Here is a 14381-nt window from a genome sequence, read left to right as displayed (position 1 = left end):
AAATCAGTTACTTTTAGTATAGCACACTACAACTCATTTTCTTTACGCATATGTGTTAATTTTATAATCTGTTTTTCTGTAAAATACGCGAGTAAATGCGCATGACATGTAAAGAATATGACTTGTCTATCCTTTGCAATTTCCTTTATAAGTTCAATCGTTCGATTCGTCCTTACCGCATCAAAATGCACGAAACTATCATCAATAATGAATGGATAATCATGTTCGAATGTTTTCGCGAGTGCAAATCTCAGCGATAAATATAACTGCTCCGCTGTCGCTTGGCTTAGTTCATGACTGTAAAAACGCATACCGTCGTTACGTTCAACGATAAACGGTTCTGCCTCTGACGGTGAAAAGATTTTACTATAGCGTCCGCCTGTTAAATAGACGAAATACTCTTCTGATTTTTGTAAAATACGAGGAAGATGAACTTCATGATAATAGTGCTTCGTTTTCGTTAACACTGTCTTTGCGGCCGCATAAGCAGCCCACTTCTTCACTTGTTCACGCACTTGCGCTTTTTTCATTTCCCATTCATGCATTAAATCGCCGTACGTACTACCTTCTTCTAAATTCGCAATTTCCATACGATGTTTCGCAATACGCTCTGTCAATTCTTTCTCTTGCGCCAGACAATTTTGCACGACTGTCATTTCTCTCTTTAATTTCTCTTCATAACCATCAGCTTCATAATGTTCAGCTAATGATAAACTCGTTAAACGCTGTTCCAACAGATCAATTTGCGGTAATAAACGCCCCACTTGTTTCTCTGCATCCTCACGTTTTTCCGCCAGTTTACCTGCTTCTAAAAACATCTCTTCATCTGTAGACTCTGCAATATGCCATAAACCATCTCGTTCTATTAGTAATTGCTTTAATTGTTCTTGCATAAACTCATATTCTTCTTGCCATTCCGCCAGTTTTTCTTTTAACTGCTTACAAGTTTGGCGCTTCTCTTTCTCATTTTGCATACGGCTTTGTGCCTCGTGTAGCTTACTATACTCCGCACTACCGATAACAGTTTCTAGTTTATGTTCAAATTGCGAAATCATTTCATATAATGAAGATTTTCGCGTACCTTGCTTCTCTAACTCCCGATATAATTGCTGCATTTTTTCAATACGCTCAAACGCCGGCAATATGTGTGCATACGTATAAAATTCAGGAAACATATAGCGCGTTTTATATGCATCGACTTGTTCTCCCGCCTGGAACGTTTCTCTCTCCCATTCCTCATACGATGAAACGACTTTATCATACGCTCGTTCCAACTGCTGTAACTTATAAGACTCGCGCTCAAATAACTTCCGAATCTCTTCATCTTTTTCTAACTCATAGCGTACAGACATCGCTTCTTCACTTTGTCTCCCGCCGGCACTTTGCTGAAGAGTAAGAAGCTCTTCTTGTAATCCGCTTGATGAATCTTTATATAAAACAAGGGCGAGAACAATCCCTACAAATACGATGACACTAATAAATAAAAGCGGGCGATTGTCTATAAATAAGCTCGTGAATAAAATGCCTGTATTAATAAGGAGTAACAGAAGACAAACTCTTTGCCACTGCTTTTTCTTTTGCATAGCCGCTCCTGCTTTTTCCTCGTACTTGCGCTTCATTCTCTCTGCGCCCATACCGATAAACGCCGCATCTTGGAACGACTTCTCTTTCTCAGCTAACGCATTTCGCTCTTCATCCGCTAACATTTGTTGCTTAATCTGTCTTATATTCTCTTCTTGTTCTTCTAATTGCTCCTGCGCTACTTTAAAACGATCATCAAGCTGTGCTTTTTGCGTTTCTAATTCACGCGCCTTTTGCACTGTTTGCGTAATTAACTCTTTCGTTGCCAAACTCATATCAAACGACAGAACTGTTTCCTTTTCAAAAGTAGCACCAATTTGTTGCTCTAGTTCTGCCAGTTCTTCTTTTATATTCGTAATACTTCCTGTCAAATCACGCATTTCTTGGCGTGCATTTTCGTAAGACATATGCTGCATACGAAGTTCTTCTACATAACTTTCTTTTTGTAAAAACTCTTCATCTATTTGAATCGAGGCAATTTCCGATTGCACTGTCTCAATTTTCTTGTGGAGCGAATCAACTTGTAATTGAAGCGGCTCCATCTTCGCCTTAATTGCTTCATAACGCGCCATTCCGTTTACAGGAAACTGCCCGCTCTCGTTCTCTAACACTTTCTCGTGCGCACGCTTTTCAATAACGAGAGGCTCAAGCGCTGCTAATATTTCATAATCTTGCTTCCGCTTTTCTGCATTCTCTTTTTCCCCGCGAACAGAAGCAAGTTTCTCTTCACTTTCTTTTAACTGCTCCACTTGCTTTTCATACGTGCCAATTTTCCCTTGCCACTCTTTCATCTTCTCTTCCAGCTTCTTCATCTCTTGCAATGATACGTTAATTTCTGGTTTACGACCACTCGGCTTGAAGCGCTGGTCCATTTCTTTTTCTAGCTTTTTATCTAACTGCAATAGAGCATCACTTCCGACTGCACTTGCCGAAAATAAATAATTGCCAATATCCGCTTCGCCGAGCTGATGAATGTTTTGAAGGCCATGCATATCAAATGAAAAGACAGATTCAAATAAACTTTCATTCATCCCGCTTAATATATCGTTTAAAATTTCTTCTCCGCCCGTTTTCCCGTCTTCAAAATAAACGGTCACCTCGCCAGCTGCCGTCTTTGGCAATCGCTCAATTTTCAAACGACCGTACTGCTCTGTTTGCACAGTGATCGCACCGCCATACTTCCCGCCTTCTTTCGGCTCATAACGGCGCTGTCCTCTCGTCGGAAAACCGAATAAAATACTTTTCATAAATGAGCGAATTGTCGATTTCCCCGCTTCATTTTCACCGTATAACACTGTCAGCAAGGAAAGATCCATTTCCACATTTTCTAATTTTCCGTACCCATAAATATGGAGTTTTTCAATTCTCATTTTTTATCCCTCTCTTGCTGGAATAATTGTTCTAAAATAATATTTTCTGCTTCCTTTTGAATCTCTTTCTTCTCTTCTTCTGTAAAAGATTCAATACTATTACGCGCTACAGGAGATGTCCAAATAGTGCGCAATACTCCGTCCATATTAGTGAAAGCTTCTAACTCCTTTAGCACACTACCGATGAAATGATTTTCCGCTTTCAAACGTTCGATTTCCGCAAAAGAAACCGTCTCATTTTTCCACTTCATCGCATATACGAAATCTTTTCGCTCTTCTCCAGATGCTAAAATGTGAAAAATCTCTTCCACACGCTTTTCGTCGCGCAAATAAGGTGAAAGTGGGCCTTGTCCTGTAAATATGACAGTTAATAATGTCCCTTCTTCTTCTCTTCGGCATTCATTTATCGCACTTGATACGCTCGTCATAAGTTCATCAACCGTTTCAAGTCCATCGATACTCACTTCTATCTCATCCCACACAACATCCGCCGTATGGAAAAATGAACACTGCGATCCTTTTTTCGTAAGTTCAATAAGGTATGCACCCTTCTCGCCTGTTTCCTTACGATGACGACCTTGTATGTTCCCTGGATAAATAATGTATGGTTCTTCTGATAAAATTTCACGTTTATGTATATGGCCAAGAGCCCAATAATCAAACTGTTTTTCTTTCAACTCACGAATTTGAAACGGTGCATAGCGATTATGCTCTGCATCTCCTTCCACACTTCCGTGAAGCATACCAATATGAAAAGGCGCATCACTCATTTTCGTATACTGCGCTGTCATATTATCCGTTACCGCTTGCTGCAAATAACTAAAACCATAAATAGAAGCTAATAGCTCACCATTTTTATAAAATGATTTCTCTTCTACATAAGGCTCAGTAAATACATGAACATTTTCTGGAAACTCAATTGCTGCCCAGCTTCCCCCTAAATGATCATGGTTACCGTGAATAATAAAAACAGGGATATCGTATTGCGAAAGTCTCTTCATTTGCTCACGCACAAACACTTGCGCCCTCAAACTTCTCGTCTCCGCATCATACAAATCCCCAGCTAGTAATACGAAATCAACGCGCTCTTGAATCGCTTTATCAACAATACGCTCAAATGATTCAAACGTACTTTGCTTCATTCTCTCCCACACAGACTGCGCAACATTCATCTCCATCCCTTTAAACGGACTATCCAAATGCAAATCAGCCGCATGTATAAACTTTACTTGTTTCACAAATAACGATCCTTTCTATCTTTCAAAAGTTTCATTTTATCAAAATTTAAATCGCTGAAAACTAATAATTATCGAGAATAAAAATATTCTCGATAATTAAAGTTTCATTCTATTTTACCACGCAATGTCATATATTTCTTTGCATATTGTAGCGTTTTATGTCAAAATAATTATAAGATTCTGATTTTAATTATTGGAGGGAATTTTCATGGGAGTATACGTTCTAACAGTCTTTGAAAAAGATGGTTCAAAAGCATTAGACGAATCATTCGAGGCGGCAACTGAAAAAGAAGCAAAAGTAAAAGGTGAATCTATCTTACAAGAAAAAGGATTGTATGAAAAAACACATCGCTGTACATCTACTGCAGGTAAGCTCGTTTTATTCCAGCGCTAAAAAAAGAAGCGTCATCCGCTTCTTTTTCACTCTACTATATCTTCGTCACACCACGTAAACACCACATCTAGAATACGATTACCGATACGTACGCGTTTATTCCATTTACCTGTTTGGATCTGATGTTGCAATTCTGCTTTCATCTTTTCCGTCCAGTCGTGAATCGTTTCACTACCGTCGTACGGATATACGCTCGGAAACTCTTTCTGCAGTAGATGCAAGCTCTCTGCATCAAAATGAAAATGGAAGAAGTAGTTTGCTGTAAGCGATGGTTCTTGCAATCGTAAAAAATGATCATCAATTTGCTTTCTATTTCGATAGAAAGTAAAGATATTCACTTTACCGCTAGTAATTTGGTCAATTTGAATTTCGTGCTTCTCTATAATCACGTCTTCTCCACCTCGTTGTATACTATCTTTAGTATATATGTCTTTTGCAACAAAGTTAACCATTTTCGCGCGAAATTCATTTCCTTCATTATATTACCTGTACCTCCATATGCAATCAGAATAAATAAAACAAAGTTGAAGGGGAGCGATCACATGTATTTCGGAAGCAAAGGTTGGTATGTAAAAGAACTTAAAAAATTAGGTATCCGTACTTATGAAGGTAAAAAACTAGAATCGTATCGTACGCATGTGTTGTCTAGTTTACTTGAGAGAATGAAGAGAGCTTCGGCTTAATAGAATAGCAAGAAGTAAACCTGAATATTGGTAAATGATAAAAAACACCTCCTAAATTCGCATACTAAGTATGCAAATTAAATGGAGGTGTTTTTATCAGTCTCACTTTTTCAGGGGCGCTTCAGTTTTCATAAAATATTTTTTGTTTCCGTTGAAACGGATAAGTTTTAATCTCAGCTGTATCTAAATTTTCATTGAATAAATGAATAGCTATAATTTGTCTACAATCGTAAGTATGGTAATAATATGTTCCAGATTCCATACACATTGCACTCGTATAGATGGTATTATCTAATGTTCCGTCTTCTGTTATTACTGCCCCTTTAGGAACCTCACAATTTGATAAGATATGAAAAATAGCCGATATCCCCTCTTCTTCGTTCTCTATACCTTGAATGTTTTGTTTGCCATATGCTGCCCGTACAAATCTTGATGGCGGGGTAAAATCTCCAGGAAGTCCCATCGTTCCTGAACCTTGGCCAAAAGCACTTAATGGTACATCTCCCCACTCCGTTGGCGCAAATGGCTGCGATTTAAGTCCAATATATTGTCTTAAATTTTGTAAATGCCAATTAAACTCCGGACTATTAGTCATCACTCCTAATGGATTGTCATACATTTTTAGTCCATCAGTTGTCGGCTCAAGTACAATACAATCTCCCCATTTATCTGCTAAAATCCAATGTAGCGGCGGGGTAATTCCTAAAACTGGTAATGGTATATCTATAAGGGAAATGTTATCAACAGATTTTTTTAACTCTTCAACAGAATTAAATTGCGTGAGGCTCCAAGCCACAAAATCAAATGGCGCTAAATTCGTTTTATGGTTATCTATACTGTTACTATAAGTAGCGAATCCCGGGAAATAGAGAGTGGCACACGTCATACCAGCTTCATTTACTCCGTCCGCCATAATGACCCTTCCTTCATGATTAATTCCCATTCCGACAACAGCCTTTTTCGCTCGGATAGTTTCACCAGTTATATTGTTCCACTGATAACGCCGAGGAATGATTATTACTTCCTGATTCATATCTAATGTGAAATCCATTGTTCTCGCAAAAAGATGTTGGAAATTTTTAGTTTGTAACGTCAAACTAGTACACATGAAGAAATCCCCCCATTTTATAGTTATATACACATTTTATAAAATTCTGATAAATACGTAAATTAAAAACCCTATTTATCACTAACAAAGTAACCACCCAAACTAAAAATGCTATAATAAACCCAATCAAACTAAGGGGGCAAATTACTTTGCTTGGAACATGCATTCAATTTCATAAGTTTGGCAATCCAAAAGACGTATTACAAGTTGAATATAAAAATATAGAACCACTGAAAGATAATGAAGTTTTCGTCCGTATGCTAGTTAGACCGATTAATCCATCTGACTTAATTCCCATCACAGGAGCATACGCTCATAGAATTCCTTTACCTAACATACCTGGCTATGAAGGTGTTGGTATTGTAGAAAATGTTGGTGCTTTTGTTTCTCGAGAGCTTATCGGTAAACGAGTGTTACCTTTACGCGGGGAAGGTACTTGGCAAGAATATGTGAAGACATCAGCTGATTTTGTAGTCCCTATTCCTGATTCCATTGATGATTTCACAGCGGCACAAATGTATATTAATCCCCTTACGGCGTGGGTTACTTGTACAGAAACGTTAAACTTACAGCGTAATGACGTTTTATTAGTGAATGCTTGTGGGTCCGCTATTGGACATCTATTTGCGCAGTTATCCCAAATTTTAAATTTCCGATTAATTGCCGTTACAAGAAATAATAAGCATACAGAAGAATTACTGCGCCTTGGTGCTGCATATGTAGTTGATACTTCCACTGCTCCGCTTTATGAAACCGTTATGGAATTAACAAACGGGATTGGTGCGGATGCTGCGATTGATTCTATCGGAGGACCGGATGGAAATGAATTAGCTTTCTCCTTACGTCCAAACGGGCATTTTTTAACGATCGGTCTTCTATCAGGAATACAAGTGAACTGGGCCGAGATTGTCACAAAAGCAAAAGTACACGCAAACATATTTCATTTACGACATTGGAATAAAAATGTGTCAGCATATAAATGGCAGGAGACGTTTCGTCACTTAATTCGTCTAGTAGAAAATGAGCAATTACGTTTTATGAAAGTCCATTCTACATATGACTTAGCGGATGTGAAAACGGCGGTTGATGTTGTGCAATCTGCGGAGAAAACGAAAGGGAAAGTTTTTTTGACGGGTTACTGACTACAATTGAAGGAGTCTTTTTGATTGGCCATTTAAATAGACTAGATAGTACGTTTAGGAACACCTAATTGTAAGTATCTGGTATAATCCTATTAAAAGGTGAAAGGAGATTTTCACATGTGGCTAATCACGGCAATCGCGCCTGTTGTAATAGTTGGTGGAATTGTAGTATTTGTAATTAAAAGATTGGAACATAAATATAAGAACGGAAAATTAGGTAAGAAAAAATCTCAAAAAGCTCAACTGTTATTAGATAGTTTCATACCTATGGGAATGCTTGTCGGCTGTATGATTGGTTTGATTTCCGGTATGTTTCCCCCAGATTTCTCACTGTTTTCCATTAGTTTAGGGTCTGGAATAGGCTATTTATTTGGTTATTTCGCCTATGAAATTTATAGCAAGACAGGCAACAATTTTTCATAATCCAAAAAGAATAAGCGGAACAGTACATAATCGTCATATAAAATATGTACTGTCCTTTATTGTTGCATCAACATTATCACCTTACCTTCCACATCCTATACACCTTTTTTATTGACTTTCCTCTCCTCCCTCTTTTGTATATCCACTTTTTTATTTTCATTGGATCTATACCCATAGTAAAGTAGAGCACATGTAATAACTGAACCTACAATATATCCTAAAAAACACCCTAACCAAAACATAATGTAACCGCCTCTATTCATTATAAATTTTATGTAATACAACCCTTTACATGCTCAATCGTTTATTTCTATAAACTATACACTCTCGTTATTCATACCATTATTTCTCCCCTTACCTCAAATAACAATTTTTTTATTTATCATAAAGTTAACACTCTCGTTAAACAAATATAAAGATTGCTGTATTTCTTACTTTTCTCCTTGAAAACGATATATACTATATTTGAAATAAGCGGGTGCGTCTGCTTAGTATCTAAATTCCCGTGCAATACCCCCAATCCTAGCATCTTTTACAATAACGTTTTGCTTATTTTTTGTACTTATAATACGCCATCAACTCTTCTTCATTTTAACTTTAATCATGAAACAAAAAAATCCCCTCAAAGCATGAACTTTAAGGGGTGAGCCTGTTTTTTATTTACTTATATACGTACAGCTGTACCACTTACAGCAACCATTAACATTCCATCACGAACAACTTCGTAATCTACGTCAATACCAACGATAGCGTTCGCACCTTTTTGTTTTGCAAGTTCTTTCATTTCATCCATTGCGATATCACGAGCTTCTTTTAGCTTGCTTTCGTAAGAACCAGCACGACCACCGACAACATCACGAACGGAAGCGAATAAATCGCGGACAATATTTGCACCCATAATAGCTTCACCATTTACAATATCGATATACTCAATAATTTCTTTACCTTGAATTCCAGACGTTGTTGTTACAATCATGACTGACACTCTCCTAATAAGTTGTAGTTTTTTAATGCGCTTTCTTATGTCTTTATTATGACACAGAAAAAATATCTAATCTATTGAATTACCTTACAGGAGTGTGACAATTTTGTAAGAATAAAACCCCCATTATGTTCAATAAAGCGCTTTAACATTAGGATACATAAACGAGTCTCTATTTTCTTTCCAATCCTTTTCTACTTCTTTAAAAGTTGGTCGCCCTAATTCTTTATTATTTTCATGTTTACTAAACCATTTTTTCACATACTGATCTCCATTTTTACTTTGAACTGTGCAAAGGAAACTATTGCTACTATCCTTTAATATTTTTACAATCACGAATAGACACCTCTTCCCTTCTCAATATCATAATAGGACTTGATCTTTTACTATAAGCCCTTCCTCTCTTATAGTCATACGACTCCTCGGCCGCGCCAAAGTTGTAAGATCAAAAACGATATTCACTTTGTTTACATTTTATTTAAAGAAATCAGAGTTATAGGCATTATGCTTATCAAATATTTTATAGATTTCTAACTTATCATCTAATTTTGCATCTACTAAAATTAATATATTTCCATCGTAAATATATTCTTCATACTTTTTAGCATGGTCTTCAGGGATTCCTAAGCCGATAAATGCTCCTATTAAACTTCCAGCTCCTCCGCCAATACCAGCTCCTCCAATAGCTGCTGCGATTGGTCCTGCTGCTACAATTGGACCCATTCCAGAAACGGCAAGTATACCAAGACCTGTTAATAAACCACCGAGTCCGCCTGCTACTCCTCCAGCTACAAGCCCTGTCGCTGAAAAGATATCTGCTTTATGTGCAGTTTCGCTATTCACTTTTTCACCCGATTTTTCTTCCAGATGTTCAATTTCCTTTTGATCTTTCGCAATAGCTGAAATGTTATCTGCTGAGTATCCTTTTTCATTTAATTCATTAATAACGAGTGCCGCATCATCAATTGTTCTAAAAACACCTACTATTTTTCTATCTACATTCATAACTATTAACCTCCTAAAGTTTTATATAATGTATCTTTATTTTTCTTCATTTCTGTATACACTAATCTTTTTATTAACATAACCATTTACGAAAAAAGCGAATAGTAAAAGCACTACAAGTGAACTACTTAACAAGTAAATTAAATCAAATGTAATATTAATCATCATTTCATTCATGTATACCAGGCTCCTTTTTATTTAAAGTAAAAGTATATTTTGATAGACTAATCTACTAAACATAGACATCTTACAATTCATCTTCAGTTAATCTCTTTGTAGTATATGTATACCCTTCCTAACCTTTTCTAAACGTAAAAAACTATAATTATATTTTTTCTTATTTATATGTTTAACACTTTTTAAAACGGGTATGTTTATATTGTTATGCTTACTATATGGAAAGGAATATTACGATGAACGCCATTCACTCTACTACTATTTCTTATAATGAAACACCTACAATAACTCAGATTCATCATTTTTATGCTTTAATGACAACATTTCAAACGAATGTATTTATAAGTAAACACGGAACACTTACTTCTATTAAAAACTTAAGCACTCTAGTATCCTTTTTCCTTACTGTAAAAAAGAGAGATCTTGTATTATTTATTTTTGAAGGAATAGATGCAAAAAGAGCTTTAAGAACACTCTTCCCTTCTTAGAATATTTGTTATCCTCTATTCCCTCGTTTACTACCTTTCATATATGTTTTTATATTTCAAAATGATTTCCTCTATAAAAAAAGAACCCCCTAATACAATAGGGGGATTTCTAGTTTAGCCTTATGAAAACTGATATAATATATATTACGTTTTTCATTCTTTAAAATAGAAAAGTTTTAATAACCTTGAAGGTAGGAATTTTTAATGAACTCGAAAGCAAAATTTAGTATTCGTTACAAAATTATGGCTGGTTATTTAGTTATCATTTTGTTCTTACTTATTTCTTTCATTATGTTGAACAATGAGATTTCTAATTTACAAAAATCTCGTAATTTTATTATTGAGCACGATTTTAAAGTTCTCAATTTAACAAATCAAGTGGAGAAAGATTTACTAACAATTGAAAATAAAGCGAAAGGGTTTATCATTTCTAATAATCCAAATTACGTACAATCTCTTAATTCTGCGGAAAAGGATTACGAAAAGCATTATCAAGATCTTTTCTCATTATTAGAGGATAACCCATCTCAGCAAGAAAAATTAAAACAGATTAACGAAAATATTATTAGTTGGATAAATAAAGAGATTCACCCGTTAATTGCAAATCACAATAGTAATAACGTACAAGCAATCGACACGACTCAAATTCAATCACTACAATCGCAGCTAACTAACTTCCGTAGTGTAGAGGAACAACTAACGAAAAAAAGAGCAGCACAATTAGATACTGAAAATAATAAATTAGAGATTTGGTTATACAGCTTATTGTTCTTACTTTCTTGTATTTCTATTATCATTTCACTCTATATTTCGAATTCCATTACAAAAACGATTAAAAATAGTAATTCAAGCTATTAAATCCATTTCTTCTAAAGAAAAAATACACGGAAAGAATTCATGTAAACACACGTGATGAAATAAAAGATCTTGCTCATACAACGAATCACCTACTAGACGAAATATCGAAAAGAGAATGGTTACAAACGGAGCTTGCAGAATTAATTTTAATGTATCAAGGTGTATCTTCTATTGAGATGTTAGGTAAAAAAATTCTTAGTGGAATTATACAAAAAACGCAAACTTCTTGCGGTGCATTTTATGTACGTGAAGAATATGAAGAAACTGTCTACTATGTGAAAAAAGCTTCTTTCGCCGATCAAGGTGCTGATATTGGGAAACAATCCATTCAAATGGGTGAAGGTTTCATTGGACAGTCTGCCTTAGAAAAGAAAAGTTTTATTCTCAGGGATATACCCGAAGAGTTTCGTTATGTCACTAGCGGAGTATTAGAAATACGTCCTAAAAATCTATTAATCATCCCTATCTTATTTGAGGATGAAGTAATCGCAGTAATGGAGTTAGTAAGTGTAACTGAGATTTCAGATTTACATCAAGATTTAATTCAACAAACCGTTGATAATCTAGGTTTAACAATCCATAGCATTATGGGACGTATGCGAATTCAAACTCTTTTACATGAATCACAAGCAATGACAGAAGAGTTACAAGTTCAATCAGAAGAATTGCAAACGCAAGCGGAAGAACTACAAATGCAAGCAGAAGAATTACGAACAACGAATGAACAATTAGAGTCTAGAACGGAAGAGGCGGAGCAAAAGACAGCTGACTTACAAATTACTAAATCAGAATTAGAAGAAAAAGCAAGTGAGTTGTTGCGTAGTTCAAAATACAAATCTGAGTTCCTAGCAAATATGTCACATGAATTACGCACACCGTTAAATAGTATTTTACTATTATCTGAAATGTTAAGAGAAAATCATGATAACAATTTATCCGACGATGAGATTGAATTAGCAACTGTCATTCATTCATCAGGGAAAGACTTACTTACTTTAATTAATGACATACTCGATTTATCTAAAGTAGAAGCAGGCAAACTAGACATCATTTTTGAAGCAACGAACATAAGTGACATGGCAGCCAATATGCATCAAAACTTTTTACATATAGCTGCACAAAAAAATGTCGAATTTACTATTGAAGACAGTGATACGATTCCTGATCTGTTTTATACAGATGCAAAACGGATTGAGCAAATTATTAAAAACTTATTATCCAATGCATTTAAATTTACAGAAAAAGGATCCGTTTCTTTACATTTCGATTCGATAGAAACAAGTAATTTAAGTCATGATATGCAGTCTATAAGTAAAGATTGGATTACAATTTCAGTAAAAGATACTGGTATTGGTATCGCTAAAGAACAGCATCAACTTATTTTCGAAGCCTTTCAACAGGCAGATGGCGCAACGATTCGGAAGTATGGTGGTACAGGATTAGGTTTATCTATTTGTAAAGAGTTTGCTAGATTGTTAGGTGGTTGGATTACGTTAGAGAGTAATGTAGGAGAAGGTAGTACTTTCACGGTATATATTCCTAACCTTCCAAATGGATTACCAGATATACAGTTATCCAATTTAGAAGTCGCAGCAACGATAGAAGATGTTATTCCTGCTGAAGTTGTTGAAGAAACTATCGTTACTCCCGAAACAAATAACGTCTTCCAAGAGAAAACCATTTTAATTGTCGATGATGATCATCGAAATATATTTGCGTTACAAAACGCATTAAAAAAACAAAATGCCAACATTATTACTGCCCAAAACGGCTTAGAGTGTTTAGAAATACTAAAAAGTAATACAAATATTGACCTTATTTTAATGGATATTATGATGCCTAATATGGACGGTTATGAAACGATGGAAAATATCCGAATGAACTTAGGGTTAAGTGAAATACCTATTATCGCATTAACTGCTAAAGCAATGCCAAATGATAAGGAAAAATGTTTATCTGCTGGCGCTTCAGATTATATAAGTAAACCATTAAATCTACATCAACTCTATTCGGTAATGAGTGTATGGTTAATAAAATAAGTGAGGTTTAGTTGGAGTGGAAAATAAGTATTATAATTTTGATCCATCAGTAGATACAGATGAGCGCACGAACTTAGAAATTGAATTACTATTAGAAGCAGTATTTAAACTATCAGGATTTGATTTTCGCCAATATGCTCGCACATCTATTTATAGAAGAATTTGTAATAGAATGCAGCTCTCTAATATCCCTACCATTTCAAAATTAATTGAAAAAGTAATTCACGAGGAAGGGGTTTTAGAACAGTTATTAAATGATTTCTCGATTAATGTAACTGAAATGTTCCGTAACCCTGCCTTTTTTAAAGCGCTTAGAGAGCATGTTATTCCTGAATTAAAAAAGCAACCTGAAATTAGAATTTGGCATGCTGGATGCGCAACTGGTGAAGAAGTATTATCAATGTCCATCTTACTTCACGAGGAAGGATTAAGTGAAAAGTCGGTTATTTACGCAACAGATATGAATACAAATGTGTTAGAAAAAGCAAAACAAGCTATCCTCCCGTTAAATAAAATGCAAACTTATACGAAAAATTATTTACAAGCTGGCGGTACACAAGCATTTTCTAACTATTATTCAACAGATAATCGTTTTGCTTATTTTAATCCATCACTTTTACAAAACATTATTTTTGCACAGCATAATTTAGTAACTGATCAATCTTTTAACGAGTTTCATATTATACTTTGTCGTAACGTTTTAATTTACTTTACAAGTAAACTTCAAAATCAAGTGCAGCACCTATTTTATGAAAGTTTAAGTCACAATGGATTTCTATGTTTAGGAAATAAAGAAACTCTTCGTTTTTCAAATATAATGCCGCATTATACCCAATTTAATCCTAGCGAACAAATTTATCAAAAAATACAATAAAAAGCGTATGAAATCCTCT

14 protein-coding genes and 1 pseudogene are annotated in these 14381 nt (G+C 35.2%); 7 read left to right on the top strand and 8 right to left on the bottom strand.

Annotation, left to right across the window (positions count from 1 at the left end):
* Positions 1-26: 26 nt before the first annotated feature.
* Positions 27-2951, bottom strand: a complete 2925-nt coding sequence (locus HMPREF1014_RS17150) for an ATP-binding protein (protein WP_001217606.1) — start codon at positions 2949-2951, stop codon at positions 27-29.
* The gene (locus tag HMPREF1014_RS17145) at positions 2948-4189 is read right to left on the bottom strand and encodes a metallophosphoesterase family protein (protein ID WP_000815699.1); all 1242 of its coding nucleotides are present in this window, start codon (positions 4187-4189) and stop codon (positions 2948-2950) included. The genes HMPREF1014_RS17150 and HMPREF1014_RS17145 overlap by 4 nt, the downstream gene beginning before the upstream one ends.
* Before the next feature lie 208 nt (positions 4190-4397).
* Between HMPREF1014_RS17145 and HMPREF1014_RS17140 the strand changes: the two genes are divergently transcribed.
* Positions 4398-4583: a YhzD family protein gene (locus tag HMPREF1014_RS17140; protein WP_000539557.1), complete on the top strand. Its 186-nt coding sequence runs from the start codon at positions 4398-4400 to the stop codon at positions 4581-4583.
* Positions 4584-4609: 26 nt separating this feature from the next.
* Here the strand turns inward: HMPREF1014_RS17140 and HMPREF1014_RS17135 are convergent, their stop codons facing one another.
* Entirely contained in the window at positions 4610-4972 is a 363-nt protein-coding gene (locus HMPREF1014_RS17135; protein ID WP_000582785.1) for a hypothetical protein, read from the bottom strand.
* Positions 4973-5125: 153 nt separating this feature from the next.
* On the opposite strand from HMPREF1014_RS17135, the gene HMPREF1014_RS17130 reads away from it, so the two are divergent.
* Positions 5126-5266, top strand: coding sequence for a YflJ family protein (locus HMPREF1014_RS17130; protein ID WP_000273537.1), 141 nt, complete (start codon positions 5126-5128; stop codon positions 5264-5266).
* 121 nt (positions 5267-5387) lie between these two features.
* Here the strand turns inward: HMPREF1014_RS17130 and HMPREF1014_RS17125 are convergent, their stop codons facing one another.
* A complete protein-coding gene (locus HMPREF1014_RS17125) occupies positions 5388-6374 on the bottom strand; it encodes a choloylglycine hydrolase family protein (protein WP_000337593.1) in 987 nt (328 codons plus the stop codon).
* Between the two features lie 149 nt (positions 6375-6523).
* On the opposite strand from HMPREF1014_RS17125, the gene HMPREF1014_RS17120 reads away from it, so the two are divergent.
* Positions 6524-7516: a zinc-dependent alcohol dehydrogenase family protein gene (locus HMPREF1014_RS17120; protein ID WP_000901747.1), complete on the top strand. Its 993-nt coding sequence runs from the start codon at positions 6524-6526 to the stop codon at positions 7514-7516.
* A 117-nt stretch (positions 7517-7633) separates the two neighbouring features.
* The gene (locus HMPREF1014_RS17115) at positions 7634-7939 is read left to right on the top strand and encodes a hypothetical protein (RefSeq protein ID WP_000266268.1); all 306 of its coding nucleotides are present in this window, start codon (positions 7634-7636) and stop codon (positions 7937-7939) included.
* Positions 7940-8603: 664 nt separating this feature from the next.
* On the opposite strand, the gene HMPREF1014_RS17110 is transcribed toward HMPREF1014_RS17115, so the two are convergent.
* The 4 genes from HMPREF1014_RS17110 to HMPREF1014_RS31655 all read right to left on the bottom strand — a co-directional run bounded on the left by HMPREF1014_RS17110 (position 8604) and on the right by HMPREF1014_RS31655 (position 10103).
* A complete protein-coding gene (locus tag HMPREF1014_RS17110) occupies positions 8604-8915 on the bottom strand; it encodes a YbjQ family protein (protein ID WP_000637510.1) in 312 nt (103 codons plus the stop codon).
* A gap of 138 nt (positions 8916-9053) precedes the next feature.
* The gene (locus tag HMPREF1014_RS17105; RefSeq protein ID WP_000635861.1) at positions 9054-9257 is read right to left on the bottom strand and encodes a DUF4028 family protein; all 204 of its coding nucleotides are present in this window, start codon (positions 9255-9257) and stop codon (positions 9054-9056) included.
* 138 nt (positions 9258-9395) lie between these two features.
* Positions 9396-9926: a general stress protein gene (locus HMPREF1014_RS17100; protein WP_001100100.1), complete on the bottom strand. Its 531-nt coding sequence runs from the start codon at positions 9924-9926 to the stop codon at positions 9396-9398.
* 36 nt (positions 9927-9962) lie between these two features.
* Positions 9963-10103, bottom strand: a complete 141-nt coding sequence (locus HMPREF1014_RS31655) for a hypothetical protein (RefSeq protein ID WP_001004571.1) — start codon at positions 10101-10103, stop codon at positions 9963-9965.
* A 236-nt stretch (positions 10104-10339) separates the two neighbouring features.
* Here HMPREF1014_RS31655 and HMPREF1014_RS17090 point away from each other — a divergent pair, with 236 nt between their 5' ends.
* The 3 genes and pseudogenes from HMPREF1014_RS17090 to HMPREF1014_RS17080 all read left to right on the top strand — a co-directional run bounded on the left by HMPREF1014_RS17090 (position 10340) and on the right by HMPREF1014_RS17080 (position 14362).
* Positions 10340-10591 (top strand): hypothetical protein, encoded by a 252-nt coding sequence (locus HMPREF1014_RS17090; RefSeq protein WP_000991357.1) that lies wholly within the window; start codon positions 10340-10342, stop codon positions 10589-10591.
* A gap of 204 nt (positions 10592-10795) precedes the next feature.
* Positions 10796-13488, top strand: a pseudogene (locus HMPREF1014_RS17085) (ATP-binding protein).
* A 16-nt stretch (positions 13489-13504) separates the two neighbouring features.
* The gene (locus HMPREF1014_RS17080; RefSeq protein ID WP_000429041.1) at positions 13505-14362 is read left to right on the top strand and encodes a CheR family methyltransferase; all 858 of its coding nucleotides are present in this window, start codon (positions 13505-13507) and stop codon (positions 14360-14362) included.
* Positions 14363-14381: the final 19 nt, after the last annotated feature.

Origin of the sequence: Bacillus sp. 7_6_55CFAA_CT2 (assembly GCF_000238655.1) — a bacterium.
GTDB lineage: Bacteria > Bacillota > Bacilli > Bacillales > Bacillaceae_G > Bacillus_A > Bacillus_A cereus.
Note: the sequence above shows the minus strand (reverse complement) of the source record. Positions and strands in the feature narration are given on the sequence as shown.

What these genes read in the sequence shown, in the direction of transcription:
- HMPREF1014_RS17125 (WP_000337593.1), bottom strand. Translation starts at nt 6,374, where the DNA reads ATGTGTACTAGTTTGACGTTACAAACTAAAAATTTCCAACATCTTTTT.
- HMPREF1014_RS17090 (WP_000991357.1), top strand. Translation starts at nt 10,340, where the DNA reads ATGAACGCCATTCACTCTACTACTATTTCTTATAATGAAACACCTACA.
- HMPREF1014_RS17150 (WP_001217606.1), bottom strand. Translation starts at nt 2,951, where the DNA reads ATGAGAATTGAAAAACTCCATATTTATGGGTACGGAAAATTAGAAAAT.
- HMPREF1014_RS17110 (WP_000637510.1), bottom strand. Translation starts at nt 8,915, where the DNA reads ATGATTGTAACAACAACGTCTGGAATTCAAGGTAAAGAAATTATTGAG.
- HMPREF1014_RS31655 (WP_001004571.1), bottom strand. Translation starts at nt 10,103, where the DNA reads ATGAATGAAATGATGATTAATATTACATTTGATTTAATTTACTTGTTA.
- HMPREF1014_RS17100 (WP_001100100.1), bottom strand. Translation starts at nt 9,926, where the DNA reads ATGAATGTAGATAGAAAAATAGTAGGTGTTTTTAGAACAATTGATGAT.
- HMPREF1014_RS17140 (WP_000539557.1), top strand. Translation starts at nt 4,398, where the DNA reads ATGGGAGTATACGTTCTAACAGTCTTTGAAAAAGATGGTTCAAAAGCA.
- HMPREF1014_RS17130 (WP_000273537.1), top strand. Translation starts at nt 5,126, where the DNA reads ATGTATTTCGGAAGCAAAGGTTGGTATGTAAAAGAACTTAAAAAATTA.
- HMPREF1014_RS17115 (WP_000266268.1), top strand. Translation starts at nt 7,634, where the DNA reads ATGTGGCTAATCACGGCAATCGCGCCTGTTGTAATAGTTGGTGGAATT.